This window comes from Legionella quinlivanii (assembly GCF_900461555.1).
In the GTDB taxonomy this organism is placed as follows: Bacteria; Pseudomonadota; Gammaproteobacteria; order Legionellales; family Legionellaceae; genus Legionella_C; species Legionella_C quinlivanii.
The window spans coordinates 2172155-2192309 of the sequence record NZ_UGOX01000001.1 but is presented as its reverse complement, the minus strand read 5'-3'; the positions used below and the strand labels follow the sequence as shown (position 1 = coordinate 2192309).

The window sequence follows — 20155 nt, the reverse complement described above, 5'->3', positions numbered from 1 at the left end:
GTTAAAGCAGCTTTTGTCAATTTACAATATACCGTTCAGGTTTGAGTTGCAATAATTCAAAAAATATCCTATCTGTTAAAGATATGGGCGAACGTTGTTACTCTTCTTTATTCCCATATCAGTTTTTTCAAAAATCGCCACTTCTACTGGGTTCAGTCGATAAGGAAATTGAAATGAAAGCAATCTGCTGGCATGGAAAAAAGGATGTACGTATTGAAAATGTCCCTGATCCGGAAATTATTAATGATCAGGACGCAATTATTCGTGTGACTGCAACCGCAATCTGCGGCTCCGACCTTCATTTGTACAATGGATTAATGCCTGCTATGGAATCAGGTGATGTGATAGGTCATGAGTTTATGGGGGAAGTTGTCGAAGTAGGTTCTGCAAATAAAAAGCTGAAAGTTGGCGACAAGGTTGTCGTTCCATTCACCATTTCGTGTGGAAAGTGTCAATTTTGCAAGAAAAAATTGTTTGCCTGCTGTGAGCTTTCAAATCCCAATGCAGAAATGGCTAAAAATCAGATGGGACAATCGCCTTCTGGCATGTTTGGATATTCTCATTTATTGGGTGGTTTTTCAGGCGGGCAGGCAGAGTTCGTGAGGGTGCCCTTTGCGACTGTAGGTCCTATCAAAGTGCCTGATAACATTGCTGATGACAAACTTTTGTTTTTATCGGACATATTTCCCACGGGTTACATGGCGGCTGAAAATTGCGATATACAGGCCGGCGACACAGTCGCTGTATGGGGTTGCGGTCCTGTGGGGCAATTTGCTATTCAAAGCGCCTGGATGCTTGGTGCTGCGCGCGTAATCGCTATCGACTGTGTTCCCGAGCGCTTAACTCTGGCTGAAAATCTCGGCAGAGCGGAAACCATCAATTTTCAGGAAGAAGACGTCTATGATGCGCTGATGGTAATGACACGAGGGCATGGCCCGGAGCGCTGTATCGATGCGGTAGGTTGCGAGGCTCATGTGGGTCCTAGTTTTGATTCCATTATGGATAGAGTAAAGCAGATGACTTATCTCGCTACTGACAGAGCTCATGTTTTGAGGGAGGCAATTAAATGCTGTGGAAAAGCAGGCACTATTTCCATGCCAGGAGTTTATCTTGATACCCTGGATAATATTCCTTTCGGAGCAGCAATGAACAAGGGCCTGACCTTCAGAATGGGACAAACCCACGTACAACGTTATTTACCCGTTCTGTTAAAGAAAATACTGGAGGGAGAAATCGATCCTTCTAAAATCATAACGCATCGAATCAAGCTAAAAGACGGTCCTGATGCCTATAAAAATTTTGCCGAGAAAGAAGATGGCTGTATTAAAGTGGTTATGACCCCGTAGGAGACGCCAATGGATATTTATGACTATTTAAAAATGGATCACGAGAAAGTGAATCATTTATTTAAATTATTTGAAAAAACGACATTGATGATGCGGCAGCATGAAATCGTCACGTTAATTGCTCAGGAATTATTAGTTCATGCTCATTCTGAACAGGAAACATTTTACAAGTTTCTATCACAACATCCATCTACCAGGGATCTGGCTGAACATGGGAAAAAAGAACATGTGGAAATTGAAGAACAAATTAATATTGTTAATCATTCCTGGGGTAGCGAGCAATGGGTTCAGGCTGTATTGAAACTAAAGGAAATCGTAGAGCATCATGTGAAGGAAGAGGAAGGAGAAATTTTTAAAAAAGCTAAAAAAGTAATCTCCGATAAAGAGGCAATTATTATTAAAGAGAAAATGCACTACCTGAAGGGAAAGTTTTTACTCTGGCTGGAGAGTCAGGCAAAAAAGAATGATTCGGCCGCGGATACAAAACTGGATAAGTCGCTCAGGTTTTCTAATAAACTTCACGAGGCTGATCGCAGCAGAACAACTCGGCCGCATTAGTGAATTGGAGGAATATCAGGGTTTGGCTAAAATAAGAATATGCTGCCTACTGACACAAGAGCTTATTATGAAAACTCTGTCGTTATTGCTGCTCTGTCCAAGCCTGGTATTCGCCTCCGACAAAACCCTTACTTGCTCTATGCAGGGCTTGACAGAAAACATCACATTCACAGTGGCTGACAAGCCCAATTCAATGCCGCTCGTTGATTTCCCCTATGAGGTCGAACCGACAATATTCAGTATGCGGCAAGGCAATCTGCTTTTGGTGGCAGTAGACAGCGAAGACAAGTCGCGGTCCAGATTGTTTATTTCAGCACAATGGAATAAACAAACTGATTCCTATCATGGGCAGTTTTTTGCTGATTTCGGCGGTAATCAATTACAATTTGAAAACGGCAGAATAGAGTGTAAATAAACAAGCTTTTGATTTGCATACATATCGTACTCAGATATGATGAGTTATCATTTATTGCAGCATGTATACATTGGCAGGGAGCTTTAATGGACAATCAATCAGTTTATCAAAAAACAAGGAATGATCTCAGGCAGTGGAACGAACAGCTGAAAGTAAAAATTCTAAGCGAAAACTCCTGTTTAATGCATTCCTATTCTATTCTATTTGCAAACGATAAAGGGTTCATTGAACAGTTAAAACAGTTTGCCAGCCAAGTGGCTTTTGATTTAGAGCCAAGCGTTTCAGAAAATAATCTGGATGAGAACTTACCTAAATTAAGCCATTTTAACGCGATTGGTGAAGGCCATGAGCAAGTAATCCACCATCCATCGTATATTAAGGCAGGTAATATTATTTATGGCTCCGGTTTAATGCGCTTTTTGCGTTATCCCGGTGAAATGAAAAAAACGCTGTCTCTCTTTCTACTTTCATCTCACGCTGGAGAGGCTGGGCATAATTGCCCCATTGCCTGTTCAGCAGGAATAATTCGAATTTTAAATATAAAGCCATTAAAGAATAATGAGTTTTTTATGGATAAATTGCTTGCTCCCTCATTTGATGATAACTATACCGGTGCTCAGTTTTTAACTGAAATTCAGGGCGGCTCCGACGTAGGAGCCAATGCTAGCCTGGCTTTTCAGGACGAGCAAAAAAACTGGCGAATTGTAGGAGAGAAATGGTTTTGTTCCAACGCTAATGCCGATCTTATTCTATTGACTGCGCGAATAGATGCTCAGGAAACTGGCACCCGGGGTTTGGGTTTGTTTCTAATACCCAGGCAGCTTAAGGATGGGAAGGACAACTACTTCAGAATCAGACGACTGAAGCAAAAGATAGGTACCCGTTCAATGGCTACAGGCGAAATAGATTTTGATGGATCGCTTGCTTTTCTGATTGGAAATGCTGGCGAGGGAATTCATCTGGTTATGGAAAATGTCTTACATCTTTCGAGAATATTTAATGCCTTTTCAGTTTTGGGAATGACGCGTCGTGCCTATCAGATTGCCTATTACTATGCATGCAACCGGGATGCCTTTGGAAAAAAAATCATCCAATATCCTTTGGTGAAAGAGCATTTGGCTCAAATCAAGGCGAAGCTGGTTGCCATGCTGGCAAGCGCGTTCTATATGGTTGGGTTGCAGGATGAGTTTGACAAAAATGCAGGGAAAAATGAAGACAAAAAACAGCAGTATTTATTGCGTACCTTAGCTAATCTGAATAAATATTTCACGGCAAAACATGCTGTAAATAATATTCATCACTGCATCGATATCCTTGCGGGCAATGGAACGATTGAAAGTTTTTCCGCACTTCCCCGTTTGCTTCGAGATTGTATCGTTTGCGAAAACTGGGAGGGTACTCATTTCACACTTTGGATGCAAACTCTTCGAGATATTTTGCGTTTTAAGGTAGATGAAATTTTCCTTGATCATTTACTCGGCCAATTAAAAAAAATCAAAAAAGATGAGTATAAAGAACTGTTTAGCAAACAAATCCTGGCTCTCGAAACGCATTTTACCTTTCTTAAATCCATTTCCAGTGAACTGCAAACACTGCATATTCGCGAAGTCATTGAAAAGATGTCTTCCGTGCTTGCCGCAATGACTTTGGCACTGGAGGTACAGCATGAAAAATCGCCTATTTCTAAAAAAGCATGTCTTGATTTATTTATCCATTTATACCTCGAAGAAAAGGGGAATGGCGAGCAATATATAAAATTATTGGAGATTGTTGTCAGTCATGAGTCTACCTGATTTCGTCTAACAAATAGCATTTTTTTTCAATATCTTGCTCTCAAATAGAGAATGGAGAATTTTAATAATTTTCATTCAAATTCCGTGTTGAAAAAAAACACATCTTGCCAAAAAATTATTAGCATGATAATTTAAAAAAGGATTAAAACTCATTCAATAAATCAATTTTTTTATCAAATTAAATCGATTTAAGTTTAGGGAAAATAGCATGATATTCCGTGATATTATTAGACTTGTTGTGCAACAAAATGAGAAGAAAGCGAGTAAGGAAGAACCTGCTGTTTTAGAAACCTTGATTGCTACTTTTTCAAAAGATCAAACTTTATTACTAGCCACCGCTTATCATTTGTATGATAAAGGCAGGGATGAAATACCAAAATTCAGGCATGAATTGCTCAATGGTTTGCTGGTCTATCCTGAAATTAGTTTAGGTATTTATAATGCCTTACTTGCTCCGGATGATGAACCTAAAATTGAGATTGAAGTAACAGGCTTAAACGATGTAAAAGAGATCAAAACTGAAATAAATCGATTTAACTTGTTGGAAACCTTCCTTGGTTTGGAAAATTTTCGCAGAGGTCTAGAAACCCTTAATTCCCAATCTGATAGCATACTCCATTTGCTAGTCAGAAAAGACAGGCCCCATACCAAAGTAATGGGTTTGTTGCTTGGTTATTTGCCTGGCATAACTAATTTACCCAATAAAAACGGCAATCCCCCTTATCTGGATTCAGTGATTTATAAAAAACAATGGGCCATCGCCTCTTTCAACCTGAGTACCGCAGCGGTCATTAAAGATGCAAAAAATCTGAAAGGTGAAGACGCAAGAGCTTTGGCTGGTAACGATGAGAGTTTGCAACTGCTAATCTCAAGAATACCATTAGAACCGATCGGATTACTCTCTCCTCGTCAATCAGGACCAGGTTTTCTTTATGATTCTTATCCTTCCCTTTTTCCTGCCAGCGGTGATCATCTGTCTGTATGCTCTTCGTCATCCAGTAATTCATTTACGAGCTCTTTGTCTGCTTCGTTTTCCTCTTCAACTTCCTCGTTTACCTCCTCCCCATTAAATTCACAGCGCAGTAATGAGCCAGATAGCGAGTTACCGTCAGCACGAAGCGATATGAGCTGTGATTCTTCTGCGGAGATTGTGTATGAAGCCGAATCTGAACCGGTGAAAGAATTATATAGTTGGATGAAAAATGATCCTGCCACGATTTATCAGGAGTTTGAGCGTTTACTTCAAACAGATAAGGCAGCTATTGGTAAAAGCTTACAGGAATTTTTTAATAAGGTCGAAGTCAAAGACAAAAGCAAGCTATTTAGTGATCTATTCGTCTTATTTGATAAACACAATTACGCTGTTGAATATTTCAATGAGCTAAGATTGTGTGCACAAAAACAATATGACAAGTTACAAAAAATAAACAATGACGCAATGTTGAACATGATGTTTCAGTTGGTTACTCAATTAAAAGCTCATGATGCGTCAAAAGAATTAACTTCAACAGCATATCATCTGATGCTGAAACGAATGTCAGGAGAAAAATTATCACCGACAGAAATTAAAAGGCAAATGCATTTGAGAGAGGCCTTGTTTATCCTAACCAGCAAAGGTAACAAGAGTACAAACTGGCAGGATGAATTTGATATTATTCTGTCACGAGTGACAGGACTTCAGGCGCTTTACTCTCAAAGTGAAATTCTGGACGGATTGAATGCGATGTACAGCAAATTCGATAACCGGCAAATTTTCGCTGCCTATCTCATTTTATTTCAGTTAATAGTTTATAACCCTAATGATTTTTTTATAAATGGGCCTTTGGTTGAGAAAGCGAAAAATTTAATAGACCGTGGTTTTGAAAAAGGTGCAAAGCCAAGTTTTGCGCAAAAAAGAATTAGACGACTTCTCGGTAATTTGATTGCTGCTAATCAAAAATTTTATACGGATCCTTTGGTTGAGCATTTTGATTCTTTGAATCAATGGTTTGAACAGCGTGAGTCGACCAAATCTTTTGACGAACTGGTTACTCGAGGCATCAAGCAAAAAGAGCGGCTGATTTTGAAATCAAAGTTACGCTGCGTAGATACGAGACAGGAGCAGTCTGCATGCGAAAAGACTGCTGAGTTGATTGCTCAGGAGATGAGAGTTTGTATGGTCTCATACTATAAGCAAGTGCCTCTGCAAACACTCTATAATTATAAACCTCCAAAGGAGGGAGAAAGTCCTTCCCCTGAATCCATTGAAGTTTCCAGGAAAATTAGCGAGTTCAATACCTTGACTCATTATTTTTTAAAAAAAATATTTGATAATCCAGATAAAATGCTGCCGTCACTTGAGTTGCTCTTTTCAGTTGGAAGGGCGCTATGTTCTCTTGGGGGTGAGAAATATCCTGACTTGAATCATTTAATGGCGATTCTTGGTGTTTACTCCAATGAACATGTGTCCCGATTAACCAGACATTTTGATGCACTTAGCGATGAAAGCTCAAAGATAATGAGTGAGATCAGCAAAATCACTGACAGGCGTGCTGGGTTTGCAGAAATGACAAATGTTGCAAATGAATATAAGACGACTTTATTCTTTCTAGGTAGAATAATGACTCGATTAAGCGCCTCTAAAGAGGTTCCCAAAGAAACAGAGCCCGATTCTGTATTTCCTCACAAAGGGGATGGCAACAAATTGCTGGAGCACTGCGAGGTGATTGGCAAAGTATTACTGCCTATTCTGAAACTGAAATTATTAGTTCGATTTTATCCTCAGATAAGCCAGACTAATTTCAGGCAATCCATCCTCGCAAGCTCATTTGATGTCGATGCTGCGGCGCTTGATGAGTTATCCCATGAATTGGAGCATCTAAAAGATAAGCCGGTTACTTTAAAGGCAAGAGGAAGTTTGATTAGCTTTTTAAATCAATTGGATAAATATCTTCGATTGAGCTATGTTCCGAATATCAAGTCAGCTGGTAAAAAGATAAAAATACCTGAGATAAGGGATTTCCTTGTAAAGTGGTTTAATGAAAAAATCGAAAGTATGGAAAATGAGCTTGGCAGTAAGCCCGCTAGTATAACGCAGCTCGTAGAGGATGCTAAAACACTCCATTCCCTTCTGGTACAAATTCTTGAAAGACTTAGAAAGGTGATTCTTATTTATTACAAGGATTCTTCTAGCGTAAGTTTTTTAGGCAAGCGTTACAACCCGATCGTGCAAACATATAAAATCAAAAATAAACTGGATCGTTTTATTGCTAAAACCAGAGAATATTTGGAACCAGACGCAATCTCATCAGGCTCTTCTGTTTCAGGCTCAGCCTTAACCAGGAATCTTGTTGGAGAAGAGACTGTTTCAAATACGGATAGCCCCAGAGAAAACACGGGTAGTGAGACTCAACGCGCTAGTAGACGGAATAGCGGTTTTTTCCGAATGCGTTTGAAAAAAGAAAGCACCATTCTTCCGCCCCCAGAGTATGGTGATAGCGCGGATACTTTGGTTTTTGAGCAAAGCTAGTTCTTTACCTGGAATGAGTTTAAAACTGTACTGAAGTTGAAAGCGCAGCGCATCAGGATATCAATCCTGATGCAAAAACTCTCGCAATTTTTTGCCAATATCTGGACTTCGCATTAGACTTTCGCCAATCAGGAAATGATGAATTCCAGCAGCCTGCATCTTTAGGATGTCGTCATGAGTATTTATGCCGCTTTCAGTTATAATCAGTTTATCCGGCGGTATATAATTGGAAAGTTCAATGGTCGTTTGAATATCCGTTCTAAAATTATGAAGGCTTCGATTATTAATACCCATTAATGGCGTGGGCAATTTAATAGCGCGCTGCAGCTCATCCAGAGTATGGCTTTCTACCAGTACTGCCATATTTAGTGCCTGCGCTTGCTGGCAAAAATCGAGTAACTGAGCATCATCCAGTATCGCAGCAATTAACAGAATACAATCTGCGCCTAATGCGCGGCTCTCATCCACCTGATAACTGTCAATGATAAAATCTTTGCGCAAAGCAGGGCATGAGGAGTGGGCTTTGGCTATTTGCAGGTTTTCGGCTTTGCCCATAAAAAAATGTTCGTCAGTCAGAACAGATAAACAGCTGGCGCCATTTTTTTCATAAATGCCAGCAATTTCAGCGACATTAAAATCGTCACGAATCACTCCTTTGCTGGGGGATGCTTTCTTAATTTCAGCGATAATTGATGGCTTTCTGGATTGTAATGCGGCCGCAAAATTTCTACTGGGCAGAAATTCCTGTTCTCTTAGTTGTGCAAGAGGGCGCAAACGTTTTGCCTTTTCGACTTCTTCGCGTTTATATTCAGCAATTTTATCTAATACACTTGACATATTTATTCCTGTAAAGGCTTTGCTTGGGTGACGCAGTTATGGGTTTTCCAGATGTTGGGAAAATGCCTGCAATTCGCTCAATCGCTGATGCGCCGCACCGCTGTCAATCGCATTCACAGCCGCATAAATTCCTTCCTGAAAACTGCTGCTGTGATCACTGCAGTATAAGGCTGCGGCACTGTTTAACAGCACTATATCACGGGCCGGGCTGACTTCTCCCTGCAATACACTTTGCATATACTTCAAGCTTTGCTCAGGTGAGTCTGCAATAATCTCATCGATATTCTCATGCGCACAATGGTAATCCTCTGGATTAATGGTCCATTCTTTATATTCGCCTTTATGATATTCAAGTACATCAGTGGGGGCTGCAATACTGATTTCATCCAGTCCATCTCTTGAGCAAACCACTAGTGTATGTTCACTTCCCAGATTGACCAACACATCCAGCAAGGGTTTTTGCCATCGTTTGTCAAATACACCCACTACCTGTTTCCTTGGCCGCGCCGGATTGACCAGAGGACCAATGAGGTTGAAAAAAGTTCTGATCCCAAGTTCCTGACGCACTTTTCTTGCTTTCTGAATTGCTTTGTGGAAATGCGGGGCATATAAAAAACAGAGTTTGTATTGTTGCATGCAGCGTTGTAAATCGACATCGTCAATTTCAAGTCTGATGCCAGCCTGCATTAGCAAGTCGGTACTGCCGCTGCGGCTGGATACTGAACGATTCCCATGCTTGGCAACGCGAGCACCGGCAGCTGATGTCACTATGCTGCTGACTGTTGATACATTGAAGGTGTTTTTTCCATCGCCTCCGGTGCCAACGATATCTACAAGATTATCTCCGAGGTCGACAGTATGCGCCATCTCTATCATCACTTGTGCCGCGGCGGTCAATTCCTCGACTGTTTCACCTTTTACTCTCATTAATGCGAGAAAGGCAGCCAGCTGACTATCGGATATTTCGCCTGCCATACAGCCACGCATAATATCCATCATTTCAAAAGTGCTTAAATTTTCTTTTTTTAATAAATGCTCAAGGTAGGCTGCAATGTTCATAGTTTAAAAAATTTCTCAGCAAATGAAGACCGTGTTCAGTTAAGATCGACTCAGGATGAAACTGTAATCCATATAAAGGATAGTGCCGATGTGAAATTGCCATAATATCATTATTGGCCCATGCGTCTATTGAAAAGCATTGGGGCAGGCTTGAGGGTTCCACCAGAAGCGAATGATAGCGTGTCGCATTAAAGGGATTAGGAATATCTTTAAATAAATTGAGTTTATGGTGCAATATGGAAGAGGTTTTCCCATGCATAATCTGAGGAGCGCCGATGATTCTGCCGCCAAACACTTGGGCCAGACATTGATGACCGAGGCAAACCCCTAGTATGGGTAGTTTCTGATGAAAGTATTGAATGGCTTCCATTGAAATTCCGGCGTCTTCAGGCCGGTTAGGGCCTGGTGAAATAACCAGATAGTCCGGCTCAAGTTTTTCGATGTCGGAGATACTGACTTGATCACTTAAAACAACTTCAACGCTCTGTCCTAATATTTGAAAATACTGAACCAGGTTGTATGTAAATGAATCATGGTTGTCTATTAACACTATCATGGCTTACAGTGAAAACTCCTCGCCCAAATAGACCGCTCTGACCTGCTGATTGGCTAAAATTGAATCCGGCGATCCTTCGCAAAGAATCTTGCCCTGGCTTACTATATAGGCTCTCTCACAGATATCCAGTGTTTCTCTTACATTATGATCAGTAATCAATATACCGATATTTTTATCGCATAAATGCGAGATAATCCGTTTGATGTCCAGGACGGAAATGGGATCGACCCCTGCAAAAGGCTCGTCTAAAAGTATAAAAGTAGGCTCAATAGCCAGAGCTCTGGCTATTTCAACCCGTCGTCTTTCGCCTCCGGACAGGCTCATTCCAAGGCTTTTACGCAAATGTTCAATATGAAATTCCTCCATTAACTGAAGTAACTTCTTTTGCTGCTCCATTTTGCTTAAATCGGTTCTTAACTGCAGAATGGAAAGGATATTATCGGCAACCGTCATCTTACGAAAAACGGAGGCTTCCTGGGGCAGGTAACCGATACCCAATCGTGCGCGCTGATGCATGGGGGCGCGAGTAACATCCTGGCCATCCAGTATAATCTGTCCCTCGTCACAGGCTTGTAAGCCCACAATCATATAAAAACAGGTTGTCTTTCCCGCACCGTTAGGACCCAGCAGGCCGACGCATTCACCGCTGCGGATGTTAATACTGACATCATTAACGACTGTTCGGGATTTAAAGCTTTTTTTAAGATGTTGTGCCGATAACTCGGTCATGCTTTTTTCTTCTCTGGATGAATGATAATGGTAGTTCTTTCCTTGCCAGCGGGCTCAGATATAACATGTTGTTTCAAGGTATCATAACTGATTTTTGGGGCCGAAAAGGAATTATCTCCCTGAACGACGCGTGCATTGCCAATTAATTCAATCAAATGCCGCTCGGGATAATAGCGGATAGTATTGGCATAAGCATGTAAGAGTGGCTTGTCCTGGGCGGTTTGTGTCCAGTAGTGCGCCTGATCTTTGGCACTGCCCATAGCAATTGCCACCACCAGCTTGTTCTGCTGATTCCCTTCAGTGACTGCTTTGGTAGCCCGCAGATGCGTGGTGCCCTGATCAAGCTCCACAGCGCCTCTGTATTCTCCGCGATGCGTTTTTTCATTCAAATCGGCCTGATCTGCGGAAAGTTGTAATAATTGTTCACGGTCATCAGGCATTGCCTCGGCAAGCGGCAAATTGAAAAAAAACAGTCCCAATGTGAAAGATAACAGTTTAAGATTTTTCATGTTTTGGCTCGTAAGTTGCGCGGACCCGGCTAAGTTGAACTCTCTTGTCAGCCAGATAAGCATTCATTCCCTGTGATTTCACAATACTTCCCGGTTGAGCAAAATTCACAAGCGCCTGAGTCGTTGCGAATTTGGTTTTTGGATAGTAAGTGAGCTCGCTGGTGGTTATTGTTGTTTCTTCATTATGCTGGCTTTTGTCCTGATGAATCACCACCTCGTCTGTGAAATTAATTTGCTGTCCGCCATTAATAGATTTTGCTTTCGCTGAACGAATTTCCCAGCCAGGCTGATCATTTTGTTTGATAATAATGTGGGGCGCAGTCAGATAATGCGTATTATTTTCAGGAATATGCCTAAGCCTTGGTGTTTCCAGAAGATTCACTAACAGCCCTTCTTTACTAAACTGACGCACAACCAGTCCAGACACCACTGCGTCAGGCATAATGGAGAGAACCTGCTTGTCAAGCTTGATGGTTGGGGACGAGGAGCTTGCGAAATACCAGCCTGAACAAGCTAATGCAAACAAGGTGATGAACAACCAGGCTGCATGTTTGGCCGCATTCATGACTGAAAATACCTTTCAAGAGCCGCATCGAATTTGTTCTGCGCCTCAAGTATCAGATCACAGACTTCACGCACCGCACCTTTCCCTCCTGATTGCTTCGTCTGCCAGCCAGCGAATTCCTTAACCTGTGGAACCGCATTGGCAACAGCGATGCCCAGGCCAACTTGCTGAATAATGGGTAAGTCGGGCAGGTCATCGCCAATATAGGCAATTTCCTCAAGGGAGTAGCCCAGGGTTTCACATAGTGTTGCAAACGCCTGGCGTTTATCAACCTGTCCTTTAAAATAATGGGTGATGCCCAACTGCTCCATGCGGTGATCAATCACTTTATTTCTGGATGTAGTAATCACTGCTACGTCAATGCCCGCTGCCATCAATAGCTTGAGTCCCATCCCGTCTTGTACATTAAAAGCTTTAAGCTCATTTCCGTGATTATCGAGAAACAGGAGGCCGTCAGTCAGGACACCATCGACATCAGAAACCAGACAACGGATTTTTTTAGCTTTTTCCACCAGATTATTCATTAAAGACCTCTCATTACAAAACTCCGGCACGCAAAAGATCATGCAAATGAATGACCGCGGTGGGGTGTTGTTCTTCATCGATTACCACCAGGGAAGTAATACTGTATTTTTGCATTAGCGTTAAGGCTTCTGCCGCAAGCATTCCCGAGTGGATTGTTTTACAGTTTTTACTCATCACCTGTGACAGTGAGGTTGTATTGATATCGAAATTCTGGGTCAGGGTCCGGCGAATATCGCCGTCGGTATATACGCCAACCAGTTTACCCTGTGAATTGACTACGCAAGTCATCCCGAGTTTTTTAGCGGTCACTTCAATCAATGCTTCACTGATGGTGGCACTTTCATGAACCAAAGGCAACTGCTCACCGCGATGGCATAACTCATCAATTTTTAGCAGCAGCCGTCTGCCTAATGAGCCCCCGGGATGCGACAGAGCAAAATCATTCTCATTAAAACCACGTGCCTGCAACAGGGCAATTGCCAGAGCGTCTCCCATGACCAGAGAAACGGTGGTGCTGGTTGTCGGTGCCAGTCCGAGCGGGCAGGCTTCCTGACGAATACTGATATCCAGATTGACATTTGCAGCTTTTGCAAGCGCCGACTCCTGATTGCCTGTCAAAGCAATTAAAGGGACTTCAAGCCGTTTAAGCAGAGGAAGTAAAGTAACAATTTCATTGGTAAAGCCTGAATTGGATATGGCGATGACTACATCTTGTCTGGTTATCATTCCCAGATCGCCGTGACTGGCTTCACCCGGATGCATAAAAAAAGAAGGAGTTCCGGTGCTTGAGAGCGTTGCTGCTATTTTATGTGCAATATGCCCGGACTTTCCCATTCCGGTAACTACTACTCGTCCTTGACAAGAGAGTAGCAGCCGACATGCTTTGTCGAAGCGCTCATCAATCCGCTGAGTTAGTTCGAGTACAGCTTGTGCTTCGGTTTCAATGACTGCCAGGCCTAATTTGCAAAAATTCATCTTAGCAAAGGAGTAGTGATTATGGTTTTGCAGTCTAACATAGAAAGGAGTGGCTTTGTAGACCGATCCTTTCGCCCCGTATTCAATCACCTCCCCACTATCTCTACATATCTACATAACCTGGCTCGTTCAGATTATCCAGATGCACCTACTCGCCATCTCTACGTAACCTGGCTTCTCCAGGTTATCAGAGGTTCTTACCCGTCATCCCTACGTAACCTGGCTTCTCCAGGTAATCAGATGTTCTTACCCGTCACCCCTACGTAACCTGGCTTGTCCAGGTTATCCAGTTGTTCATATTGATGGTGATAGTCATTTCCAGTGTTTATTGAATTTTTATTCGCAAAATAATTCGCACAAGGTATACTTAGCGTTTTGGCTGAACTGGAAACATTGTTAAATGCAAGAGAATCTGGTGACTATCACCAATTTGACTTTCTCAAGAGGAATACGTCAAATCTTTAATGATGTCAATATGGTGGTCAAACGCGGCAAAATAACAGCAATAATGGGGCCGAGCGGCAGTGGTAAAACCACTTTGTTAAAACTAATCGGCGCTCAGATTTTTCCCGATCAGGGGGAAATTATTATTAATGGTGAAAACATCCACTGTTTGCCACGCAAAGTGCTTTATCAGGCAAGGAAAAAAATGGGTTTACTGTTTCAGTCAAGTGCTTTATTTACCCATTTGTCTGTATTTGAAAATGTGGCGTTCCCCCTGCGCGAACACACTAATTTAAATAATGCCATGATTCGCGATATCGTCCTTATGAAGCTCGAGGCTGTTGGATTAAGAGGGGCAGCCCAGATGATGCCCGCTGAATTATCGGGCGGAATGGCCCGACGCGTTGCACTGGCCCGAACAATTGCGCTGGATCCGGAATTAATGATGTATGATGAGCCTTTTACTGGACAGGATCCAATCTCTATGGGGGTTTTGGTTCGCCTGATCAAACAGTTAAATGAATTGCTGCAAACCACGACAATCATTGTTTCTCACGATGTGGCGGAAACCTGTTCAATCGCCGATTATGTCTATCTGATTGCAGGCGGGCGATTAATCGGAGAGGGAACGCCTGAGGAATTAAAAGAGTCGCAGGAGCCACAGATCAAACAGTTCATGCACGGAGAGGCAGATGGCGTTGTTCCATTCCATTACCCGGCAAGGCCTTATACTGAGGAGCTTTTAGATGCTTGATAAGCTGGCACATTTAGGGCAACGCGGAATTAATATTCTCGGTATGATAGGCAACTCAGGCGTATTTCTTGCAAAGGTTTTTGCTCGAAACCCGGATTTTCCCAGATTGTGGCCCGCCTTAAGGATGCAAATTTATAATGTAGGCGTATTATCCTTTCTGATAATTGTTGTTTCCGCATTGTTTATTGGAATGGTAGTTGGCTTGCAAGGATATAATACTCTGCAGAAATTTGGTGCCGGAACGCAGTTAGGGCAATTGCTGGCCTTAAGCATCGCCCGTGAATTGGGTCCGGTAATGAGTGCACTGCTTTTCGCAGGAAGAGCAGGGTCAGCTCTGACTGCAGAAATTGGCCTGATGAAAGCGACTGAGCAATTAGCCAGTATGGATATGATGGGAGTGGATCCATTGGGACGAGTGGTATATCCTCGCTTCCTGGCGGGTTTAATCTGTTTACCCGTCCTCGCCATAATATTTTCCGCCACAGCGATTTATGGTGGTTATTTTATTGGGGTGATTTGGTTGGGTATTGATGCGGGTAGTTTCTGGTCGAACATGCAGGCTGCTGTTGATTTTAGAATTGACGTACTGAGTGGAATTATAAAAAGTATTGTATTTGCCTTTGCAGTTGTATGGATTGCTGTGTTCCAGGGCTTTAGCTGTACGCCTACTGCTGAAGGGATTAGTCAAGCCACTACAAGAACTGTAGTCTACGCATCGCTGGCAGTACTGGGGCTTGATTTTCTGTTGACCGCGATAATGATTGGAGGTTGGTAATGAATGCAAAGCAGCGATATGTAGATATCTGCGTCGGGTTGTTTATGGTAGCAGGTATGCTGGCTTTGGTTGTTATGATAATGAGAGTTAGCGGTTTGACTGATTTTGCGGAAAATAAAGGATATCATGTAACCGCAGATTTCGCTGACATCGGCGGTTTGAAAGTGCGTGCTCCTGTCACGATTGCTGGTGTGAAGGTTGGTGAAGTGAGTAAAATTGAATTGCAACCCGGCGAATTAAATGCGAAAGTGACGATGCTCCTTCGAGGCGATAAACAAATTCCCTACGATGACGCTTCTGCAAGAATCCTGACGCAAGGATTGCTAGGTTCTAATTACATCAGTATTGTGCCAGGTTTTGATGATGCCGAGGATAGCAAACATCCTTATCTGAAAGAGGGCGATGTAATTGCCAAAACCCAGGAAGCGATAATTTTGGAAAACCTTATTGGCCAGCTGTTATTTAACATTAATAAAAAATAGGTGACTCATGAAGCTGATAAAATCAATCGTTTTATTATTTGCTTTTCTATTACCACACTGGCTATGGGCACAGGGCTCACCGATTCCTATGCTGGAAGGTACTGCAAACCAGATCCTTTCTACTTTAAAGGAGCATAAAGGAAGTCTTAAAAGTAACCGTCAGCTTATTTTTCAAGCGGTTGAACAGCATTTACTTCCCAATGTGGATGTAAGCGGCATGTCCCGTTCCGTTCTTGGACGGCAAGTGTGGAGCAAGGCGTCAGCCGGTGAGCGGGCTCAATTTTCAAAAGCATTCACGCAGCTGGTTATAAGAACCTATGCAAGTCCTTTAGCAGAGTATACCGATGAAACAATCAAATTCCTGCCAATAAGAGGCTCCGTAGATGGCCGCTTTGTTCGTGTCAATAGCTTGATTATCCGCTCAAACGGCAATAATATTCCGCTGAGTTACAGTTTGGTGGCAAAAAATGGCCAGTGGAAAATTTATGATCTGAGTGTGGAGGGGGTTAGTCTGCTGCAGAGTTTTCGTTCACAGTTTGCTCAGGCTTTGCAAAACTCAAATATACAAGATCTGATTAAACAGATGAATGAAAAAAGTAGAGCCAGTTAATGACTGATTTCGTTTTTGAACCTGCTGAAAGAATGACTTTTGCTACTGTCGATGCTGACAGAAAGCGTCTTAGCAGTTTTTATCGCAGCGCTGCCCAGCAGGGCTCTATTACAATTAATCTTGAAAAAGTACAGCATTGTGATAGTGCCGGGCTGGCCTTGTTAATTGAAGCCAAACGTCTGGCCAGACAATTTAACAGGACTTGCAAAATCACCGGAATGTCCAGGCAATTAGCTGCCTTGGCCGAATTTTGCAGAGTCAGTAATTTATTGGCTAATGATTGAGTTATTTCATTAAATGATTATTCCTTCTGCCGGCAACCATCATGTAATTTTTTTTCATATTCCGATGCAATATATCCGCATTCAAACAATAATTAATAGTAAGGTGAGAGTTGTATGATTAGTAATGAAGCGCTGGAACAGCGCCTTCGCGATACATCAGAAGTTGAATTTGTTAAGGTAGAAGGTGATGGCTATCATTACAATTTGACTATTGTCTCAGAGGCCTTTGTCGGTAAGTCTCTGGTGGCCAGGCAACAATGGGTCTATGCTCAATTGAAGGAATTGATTACATCTGGCACTCTTCATGCTTTAAGTATGAAGACGTGGACGAAAGAAGAATGGGAGAAAAAGCATGGATAAGTTGGTAATCAATGGCGGTAAACCCTTAAACGGTGAAGTCATTATTTCGGGTGCAAAAAATTCCGCTCTGCCCATCCTCGCTGCGACACTGCTTGCAAGCGACAATGTGACGATTGCTAATGTGCCACATTTAAAAGACGTGACCACAATGATGGAGCTGCTGGGGCAGCTCGGCGCACAAATGATCGTGGACGAAAAAATGAATGTTCAGGTCGATGCCAGTAATGTGAACGAGTTCGTCGCTCCCTATGAACTGGTGAAAACAATGCGGGCTTCCATTCTCGTGTTAGGCCCCTTATTGGCCCGTTTCGGAAAAGCTGATGTTTCATTGCCAGGAGGCTGTGCTATTGGCACAAGACCTGTGGATTTGCATTTGAAAGCTTTGAAAAGCATGGGTGCTGAAATTTCAGTAAAAAATGGATATATCAAGGCACGCTGTAAAAGAGGGCGTTTACAGGGAAGACCTTTGTTATTCGATACAGTAACAGTTACTGGTACGGAAAACGTGCTAATGGCTGCTGTGCTTGCTGAAGGGAAAACAGTGATTAAAAATGCTGCGCGCGAGCCTGAAGTAGTTGATCTGGCGAATTTCCTCAATCAAATGGGGGCAAAAATTACTGGCGCAGGCACATCCACAATTGAGATTGAAGGTGTGGAAGCTTTAGGCGGTGGGTCCTACAGCGTAATGCCCGATCGTATCGAAGCCGGAACCTATTTGACGGCCGGAGCAATTACTCGAGGAAAAGTAACCGTTCGCCGCGTCAAACCTGATAATCTGCTTTCAATGCTGTGTAAGTTTGAAGAGGCGGGGGCTGAATTAAGTTTGGGTGAAGACTGGATTACATTAAATATGAATGGCCTGAGACCTCAGGCAATCGATATTTCAACGGCTCCCTATCCTGCATTCCCCACTGATATGCAGGCGCAGTTTATGGCTCTTAACAGTGTATCTGACGGCACGTCGTCAGTCATTGAAACTATTTTTGAAAATCGTTTTATGCACGTTCAGGAATTACAGCGAATGGGGGCGCAGATTCGTTTGAATGGAAATACAGCACTGATCTCTGGCGTCGATCATTTAACCGGCGCTCCGGTGATGGCTACTGACCTTCGCGCTTCCGCCAGCCTCATTCTGGCAGGCTTGACCGCAGAAGGGGAAACAATGGTCGAGCGGGTTTATCATGTGGATCGCGGTTACGAACGCATTGAAGAAAAGTTGTCTATGCTGGGAGCTGATATCAAGAGGGTTTCAGCAAGGTGATAGGACGTAAAAATTTTGTAGAGTATGTAAACAATCTGCTGGCCATTGCATCGTTTAATGATTATACACCCAATGGCCTGCAGGTTGAAGGACGCAGCGAAATAAAACGCATCTGTACTGCAGTTACTGCTTCAGAAGAAGCAATTGAACGAGCCGTACAATTTGGAGCAGATGCCCTTATTGTACACCACGGTTATTTTTGGAGAGGGGAACCTGCGGTTATTACCGGCATCAAATACAAGCGAATTGCAGAGCTCATCAAACACCAGATTAATTTGCTCGCTTATCACCTCCCGCTCGATTGTCATCCGCAGCTGGGTAATAATGCCTGTATCGCCAATTTGCTGCAGTTAGATGAAATTGACCAGCATGCTGCCTCCGGCACACCCGGATTGCTTTGGACAGGCTCTTTTTCATTGCCTAAAACGGTAGAGGAAGTCACTCTCCTGTTAGCTGACAAACTAGGGCGAAAACCTCTTCTGGTGGAGGGAGCCGAACATTCTATCAGCAGGATTGCCTGGTGCAGCGGTGCTGCACAGGATTACATTGAACAAGCCGACGCTCTTGGAGTGGATGCTTATATCAGCGGTGAAATTTCCGAACGAACCTATTATCAGGCCAAAGAGCTTGGCATTCATTATTTCTCTGCCGGGCATCATGCTACTGAACGTTTTGGCATACAGGCTCTTGGCGAACAATTAGCACAGCATTTCAATCTGCAATATCAGTTTATTGACAGTCTTAACCCCGTTTAATGAGTTTTCTATCTATGTCAACGTTAGCCTACGCTTATGGTCAACCTGCTTCTCGCGGTATTTTAAAGCAATATCCTGAAGATTTTATCGTTAATGAAATCCTGGGTTTTGATTTGACCGGTGAAGGAGAGCATTTGTTTCTATTCATTGAAAAACGAACTATTAATACCGAAGATGTCGCCAGGGAAATTGCCCGTGAACTAAAATTATCACCCAGAGCAGTGTCTTATGCCGGGTTAAAAGATAGACAGGCATTAACCAGGCAGTGGTTCAGCATTCATTTGCCTGGAAAAAATAATTTAAACATTGAACTTCCGCAGGGTGAGCAATGGAAAATTCTAAATACCCAGCGGCATAATAAGAAATTAAAAACAGGCGCATTGGATGGAAATCAGTTTCAGCTCATTCTGCGCGATATTCATATCGAAGATAAGATTGAAGAGCGACTGGCCGCTATCGCAGCAAATGGAGTCCCGAATTATTTTGGTGAGCAGCGATTTGGTAATAACGGGCAAAATCTTTATAAGGCTGAACAGTTGCTGTTTGCAGATATGAAAGTCAAAAACCCGTTTTTGAAAGGCATGTATTATTCTGCCGCACGCGCTTATCTTTTTAACCGCATACTTGATTATCGCATTGGCAAGGGTAATTGGAATCAAGCCGTGGCTGGCGATGTGATGCAATTAGCAGGAACTCATAGTGTTTTTCATTGCGACTCACCAGATGAGATAATCCAGCAGCGTATCAAGGCCTTCGATATTTCACCAGCCGGTGCGCTTTGGGGTGGGGGAAATAACCGTGTTACAGACTCAGCACTGGCTCTGCAGCAAGAAGCCCTGGCAGATCTGCTTTCCTGGTGTGAGGCATTGGAGGCCCACAAACTGGAAATTGCATACCGGGCATTTATCCTCCAGGTCAAAGATATGCGATGGGAGTGGTTAAGCGAGAAGGAGTTATTTTTAGAGTTTGCTCTGACTTCCGGCAGCTATGCCACCAGCGTTATCCGTGAATTATTGTTAACTTTAAAAGAGTGAAACAACAACTATCTTTGCAAT

General features: G+C 42.8%; 22 protein-coding genes. 14 read left to right on the top strand and 8 right to left on the bottom strand.

Annotated features, from left to right (window positions below; genetic code table 11):
* Positions 1-173 precede the first annotated feature (173 nt).
* From DYH61_RS09385 to DYH61_RS09365, 5 genes are all read left to right on the top strand, one after another.
* Entirely contained in the window at positions 174-1346 is a 1173-nt protein-coding gene (locus DYH61_RS09385) for a zinc-dependent alcohol dehydrogenase (protein ID WP_058508820.1), read from the top strand.
* Positions 1347-1355: 9 nt separating this feature from the next.
* The gene (locus DYH61_RS09380) at positions 1356-1904 is read left to right on the top strand and encodes a hemerythrin domain-containing protein (RefSeq protein ID WP_058508821.1); all 549 of its coding nucleotides are present in this window, start codon (positions 1356-1358) and stop codon (positions 1902-1904) included.
* 67 nt (positions 1905-1971) lie between these two features.
* Positions 1972-2319 (top strand): hypothetical protein, encoded by a 348-nt coding sequence (locus tag DYH61_RS09375; protein WP_058508822.1) that lies wholly within the window; start codon positions 1972-1974, stop codon positions 2317-2319.
* Positions 2320-2405: 86 nt separating this feature from the next.
* Entirely contained in the window at positions 2406-4112 is a 1707-nt protein-coding gene (locus tag DYH61_RS09370; RefSeq protein WP_058508823.1) for an acyl-CoA dehydrogenase family protein, read from the top strand.
* Between the two features lie 208 nt (positions 4113-4320).
* A complete protein-coding gene (locus DYH61_RS09365) occupies positions 4321-7620 on the top strand; it encodes a RasGEF domain-containing protein (protein WP_058508824.1) in 3300 nt (1099 codons plus the stop codon).
* Positions 7621-7680: 60 nt separating this feature from the next.
* Here the strand turns inward: DYH61_RS09365 and trpC are convergent, their stop codons facing one another.
* From trpC to DYH61_RS09325, 8 genes are read right to left on the bottom strand one after another with little or no spacing between them, the layout of a single operon-like run.
* Positions 7681-8457: an indole-3-glycerol phosphate synthase TrpC gene (trpC, locus tag DYH61_RS09360; RefSeq protein WP_058508825.1), complete on the bottom strand. Its 777-nt coding sequence runs from the start codon at positions 8455-8457 to the stop codon at positions 7681-7683.
* Between the two features lie 36 nt (positions 8458-8493).
* A complete protein-coding gene (gene trpD, locus DYH61_RS09355; protein ID WP_058508826.1) occupies positions 8494-9516 on the bottom strand; it encodes an anthranilate phosphoribosyltransferase in 1023 nt (340 codons plus the stop codon).
* On the bottom strand, positions 9494-10072 hold the full coding sequence (locus DYH61_RS09350) for an anthranilate synthase component II (RefSeq protein WP_058508827.1): 579 nt from the start codon (positions 10070-10072) through the stop codon (positions 9494-9496). The genes trpD and DYH61_RS09350 overlap by 23 nt, the downstream gene beginning before the upstream one ends.
* Before the next feature lie 3 nt (positions 10073-10075).
* Entirely contained in the window at positions 10076-10801 is a 726-nt protein-coding gene (gene lptB / locus DYH61_RS09345; RefSeq protein ID WP_058508828.1) for an LPS export ABC transporter ATP-binding protein, read from the bottom strand.
* On the bottom strand, positions 10798-11310 hold the full coding sequence (gene lptA / locus DYH61_RS09340) for a lipopolysaccharide transport periplasmic protein LptA (protein WP_083499292.1): 513 nt from the start codon (positions 11308-11310) through the stop codon (positions 10798-10800). Before lptA ends, lptB begins: the two co-directional genes overlap by 4 nt.
* A complete protein-coding gene (gene lptC / locus DYH61_RS09335) occupies positions 11297-11875 on the bottom strand; it encodes an LPS export ABC transporter periplasmic protein LptC (RefSeq protein ID WP_058508829.1) in 579 nt (192 codons plus the stop codon). Before lptC ends, lptA begins: the two co-directional genes overlap by 14 nt.
* Positions 11872-12399, bottom strand: coding sequence for a 3-deoxy-manno-octulosonate-8-phosphatase KdsC (kdsC, locus tag DYH61_RS09330; RefSeq protein WP_058508830.1), 528 nt, complete (start codon positions 12397-12399; stop codon positions 11872-11874). Before kdsC ends, lptC begins: the two co-directional genes overlap by 4 nt.
* Before the next feature lie 13 nt (positions 12400-12412).
* On the bottom strand, positions 12413-13375 hold the full coding sequence (locus DYH61_RS09325) for a KpsF/GutQ family sugar-phosphate isomerase (RefSeq protein ID WP_058508831.1): 963 nt from the start codon (positions 13373-13375) through the stop codon (positions 12413-12415).
* A gap of 400 nt (positions 13376-13775) precedes the next feature.
* Here DYH61_RS09325 and DYH61_RS09320 point away from each other — a divergent pair, with 400 nt between their 5' ends.
* The 9 genes from DYH61_RS09320 to truD all read left to right on the top strand — a co-directional run bounded on the left by DYH61_RS09320 (position 13776) and on the right by truD (position 20134).
* Entirely contained in the window at positions 13776-14573 is a 798-nt protein-coding gene (locus tag DYH61_RS09320) for an ATP-binding cassette domain-containing protein (protein WP_058508832.1), read from the top strand.
* Positions 14566-15348, top strand: a complete 783-nt coding sequence (gene mlaE / locus DYH61_RS09315; RefSeq protein WP_058508833.1) for a lipid asymmetry maintenance ABC transporter permease subunit MlaE — start codon at positions 14566-14568, stop codon at positions 15346-15348. The genes DYH61_RS09320 and mlaE overlap by 8 nt, the downstream gene beginning before the upstream one ends.
* Complete coding sequence (mlaD, locus tag DYH61_RS09310; protein WP_058508834.1) at positions 15348-15830, top strand: outer membrane lipid asymmetry maintenance protein MlaD; 483 nt, start codon at positions 15348-15350, stop codon at positions 15828-15830. The genes mlaE and mlaD overlap by 1 nt, the downstream gene beginning before the upstream one ends.
* A gap of 7 nt (positions 15831-15837) precedes the next feature.
* The gene (locus tag DYH61_RS09305) at positions 15838-16440 is read left to right on the top strand and encodes an MlaC/ttg2D family ABC transporter substrate-binding protein (RefSeq protein ID WP_058508835.1); all 603 of its coding nucleotides are present in this window, start codon (positions 15838-15840) and stop codon (positions 16438-16440) included.
* Complete coding sequence (locus DYH61_RS09300) at positions 16440-16724, top strand: STAS domain-containing protein (protein WP_058508836.1); 285 nt, start codon at positions 16440-16442, stop codon at positions 16722-16724. Before DYH61_RS09305 ends, DYH61_RS09300 begins: the two co-directional genes overlap by 1 nt.
* 114 nt (positions 16725-16838) lie before the next feature.
* On the top strand, positions 16839-17084 hold the full coding sequence (locus tag DYH61_RS09295; RefSeq protein WP_058508837.1) for a BolA family protein: 246 nt from the start codon (positions 16839-16841) through the stop codon (positions 17082-17084).
* Entirely contained in the window at positions 17077-18345 is a 1269-nt protein-coding gene (murA, locus tag DYH61_RS09290; protein WP_058508838.1) for a UDP-N-acetylglucosamine 1-carboxyvinyltransferase, read from the top strand. The genes DYH61_RS09295 and murA overlap by 8 nt, the downstream gene beginning before the upstream one ends.
* Entirely contained in the window at positions 18342-19100 is a 759-nt protein-coding gene (locus tag DYH61_RS09285) for a Nif3-like dinuclear metal center hexameric protein (protein WP_058508839.1), read from the top strand. The genes murA and DYH61_RS09285 overlap by 4 nt, the downstream gene beginning before the upstream one ends.
* 14 nt (positions 19101-19114) lie before the next feature.
* Positions 19115-20134: a tRNA pseudouridine(13) synthase TruD gene (gene truD, locus DYH61_RS09280; RefSeq protein ID WP_058508840.1), complete on the top strand. Its 1020-nt coding sequence runs from the start codon at positions 19115-19117 to the stop codon at positions 20132-20134.
* Positions 20135-20155 lie beyond the last annotated feature (21 nt).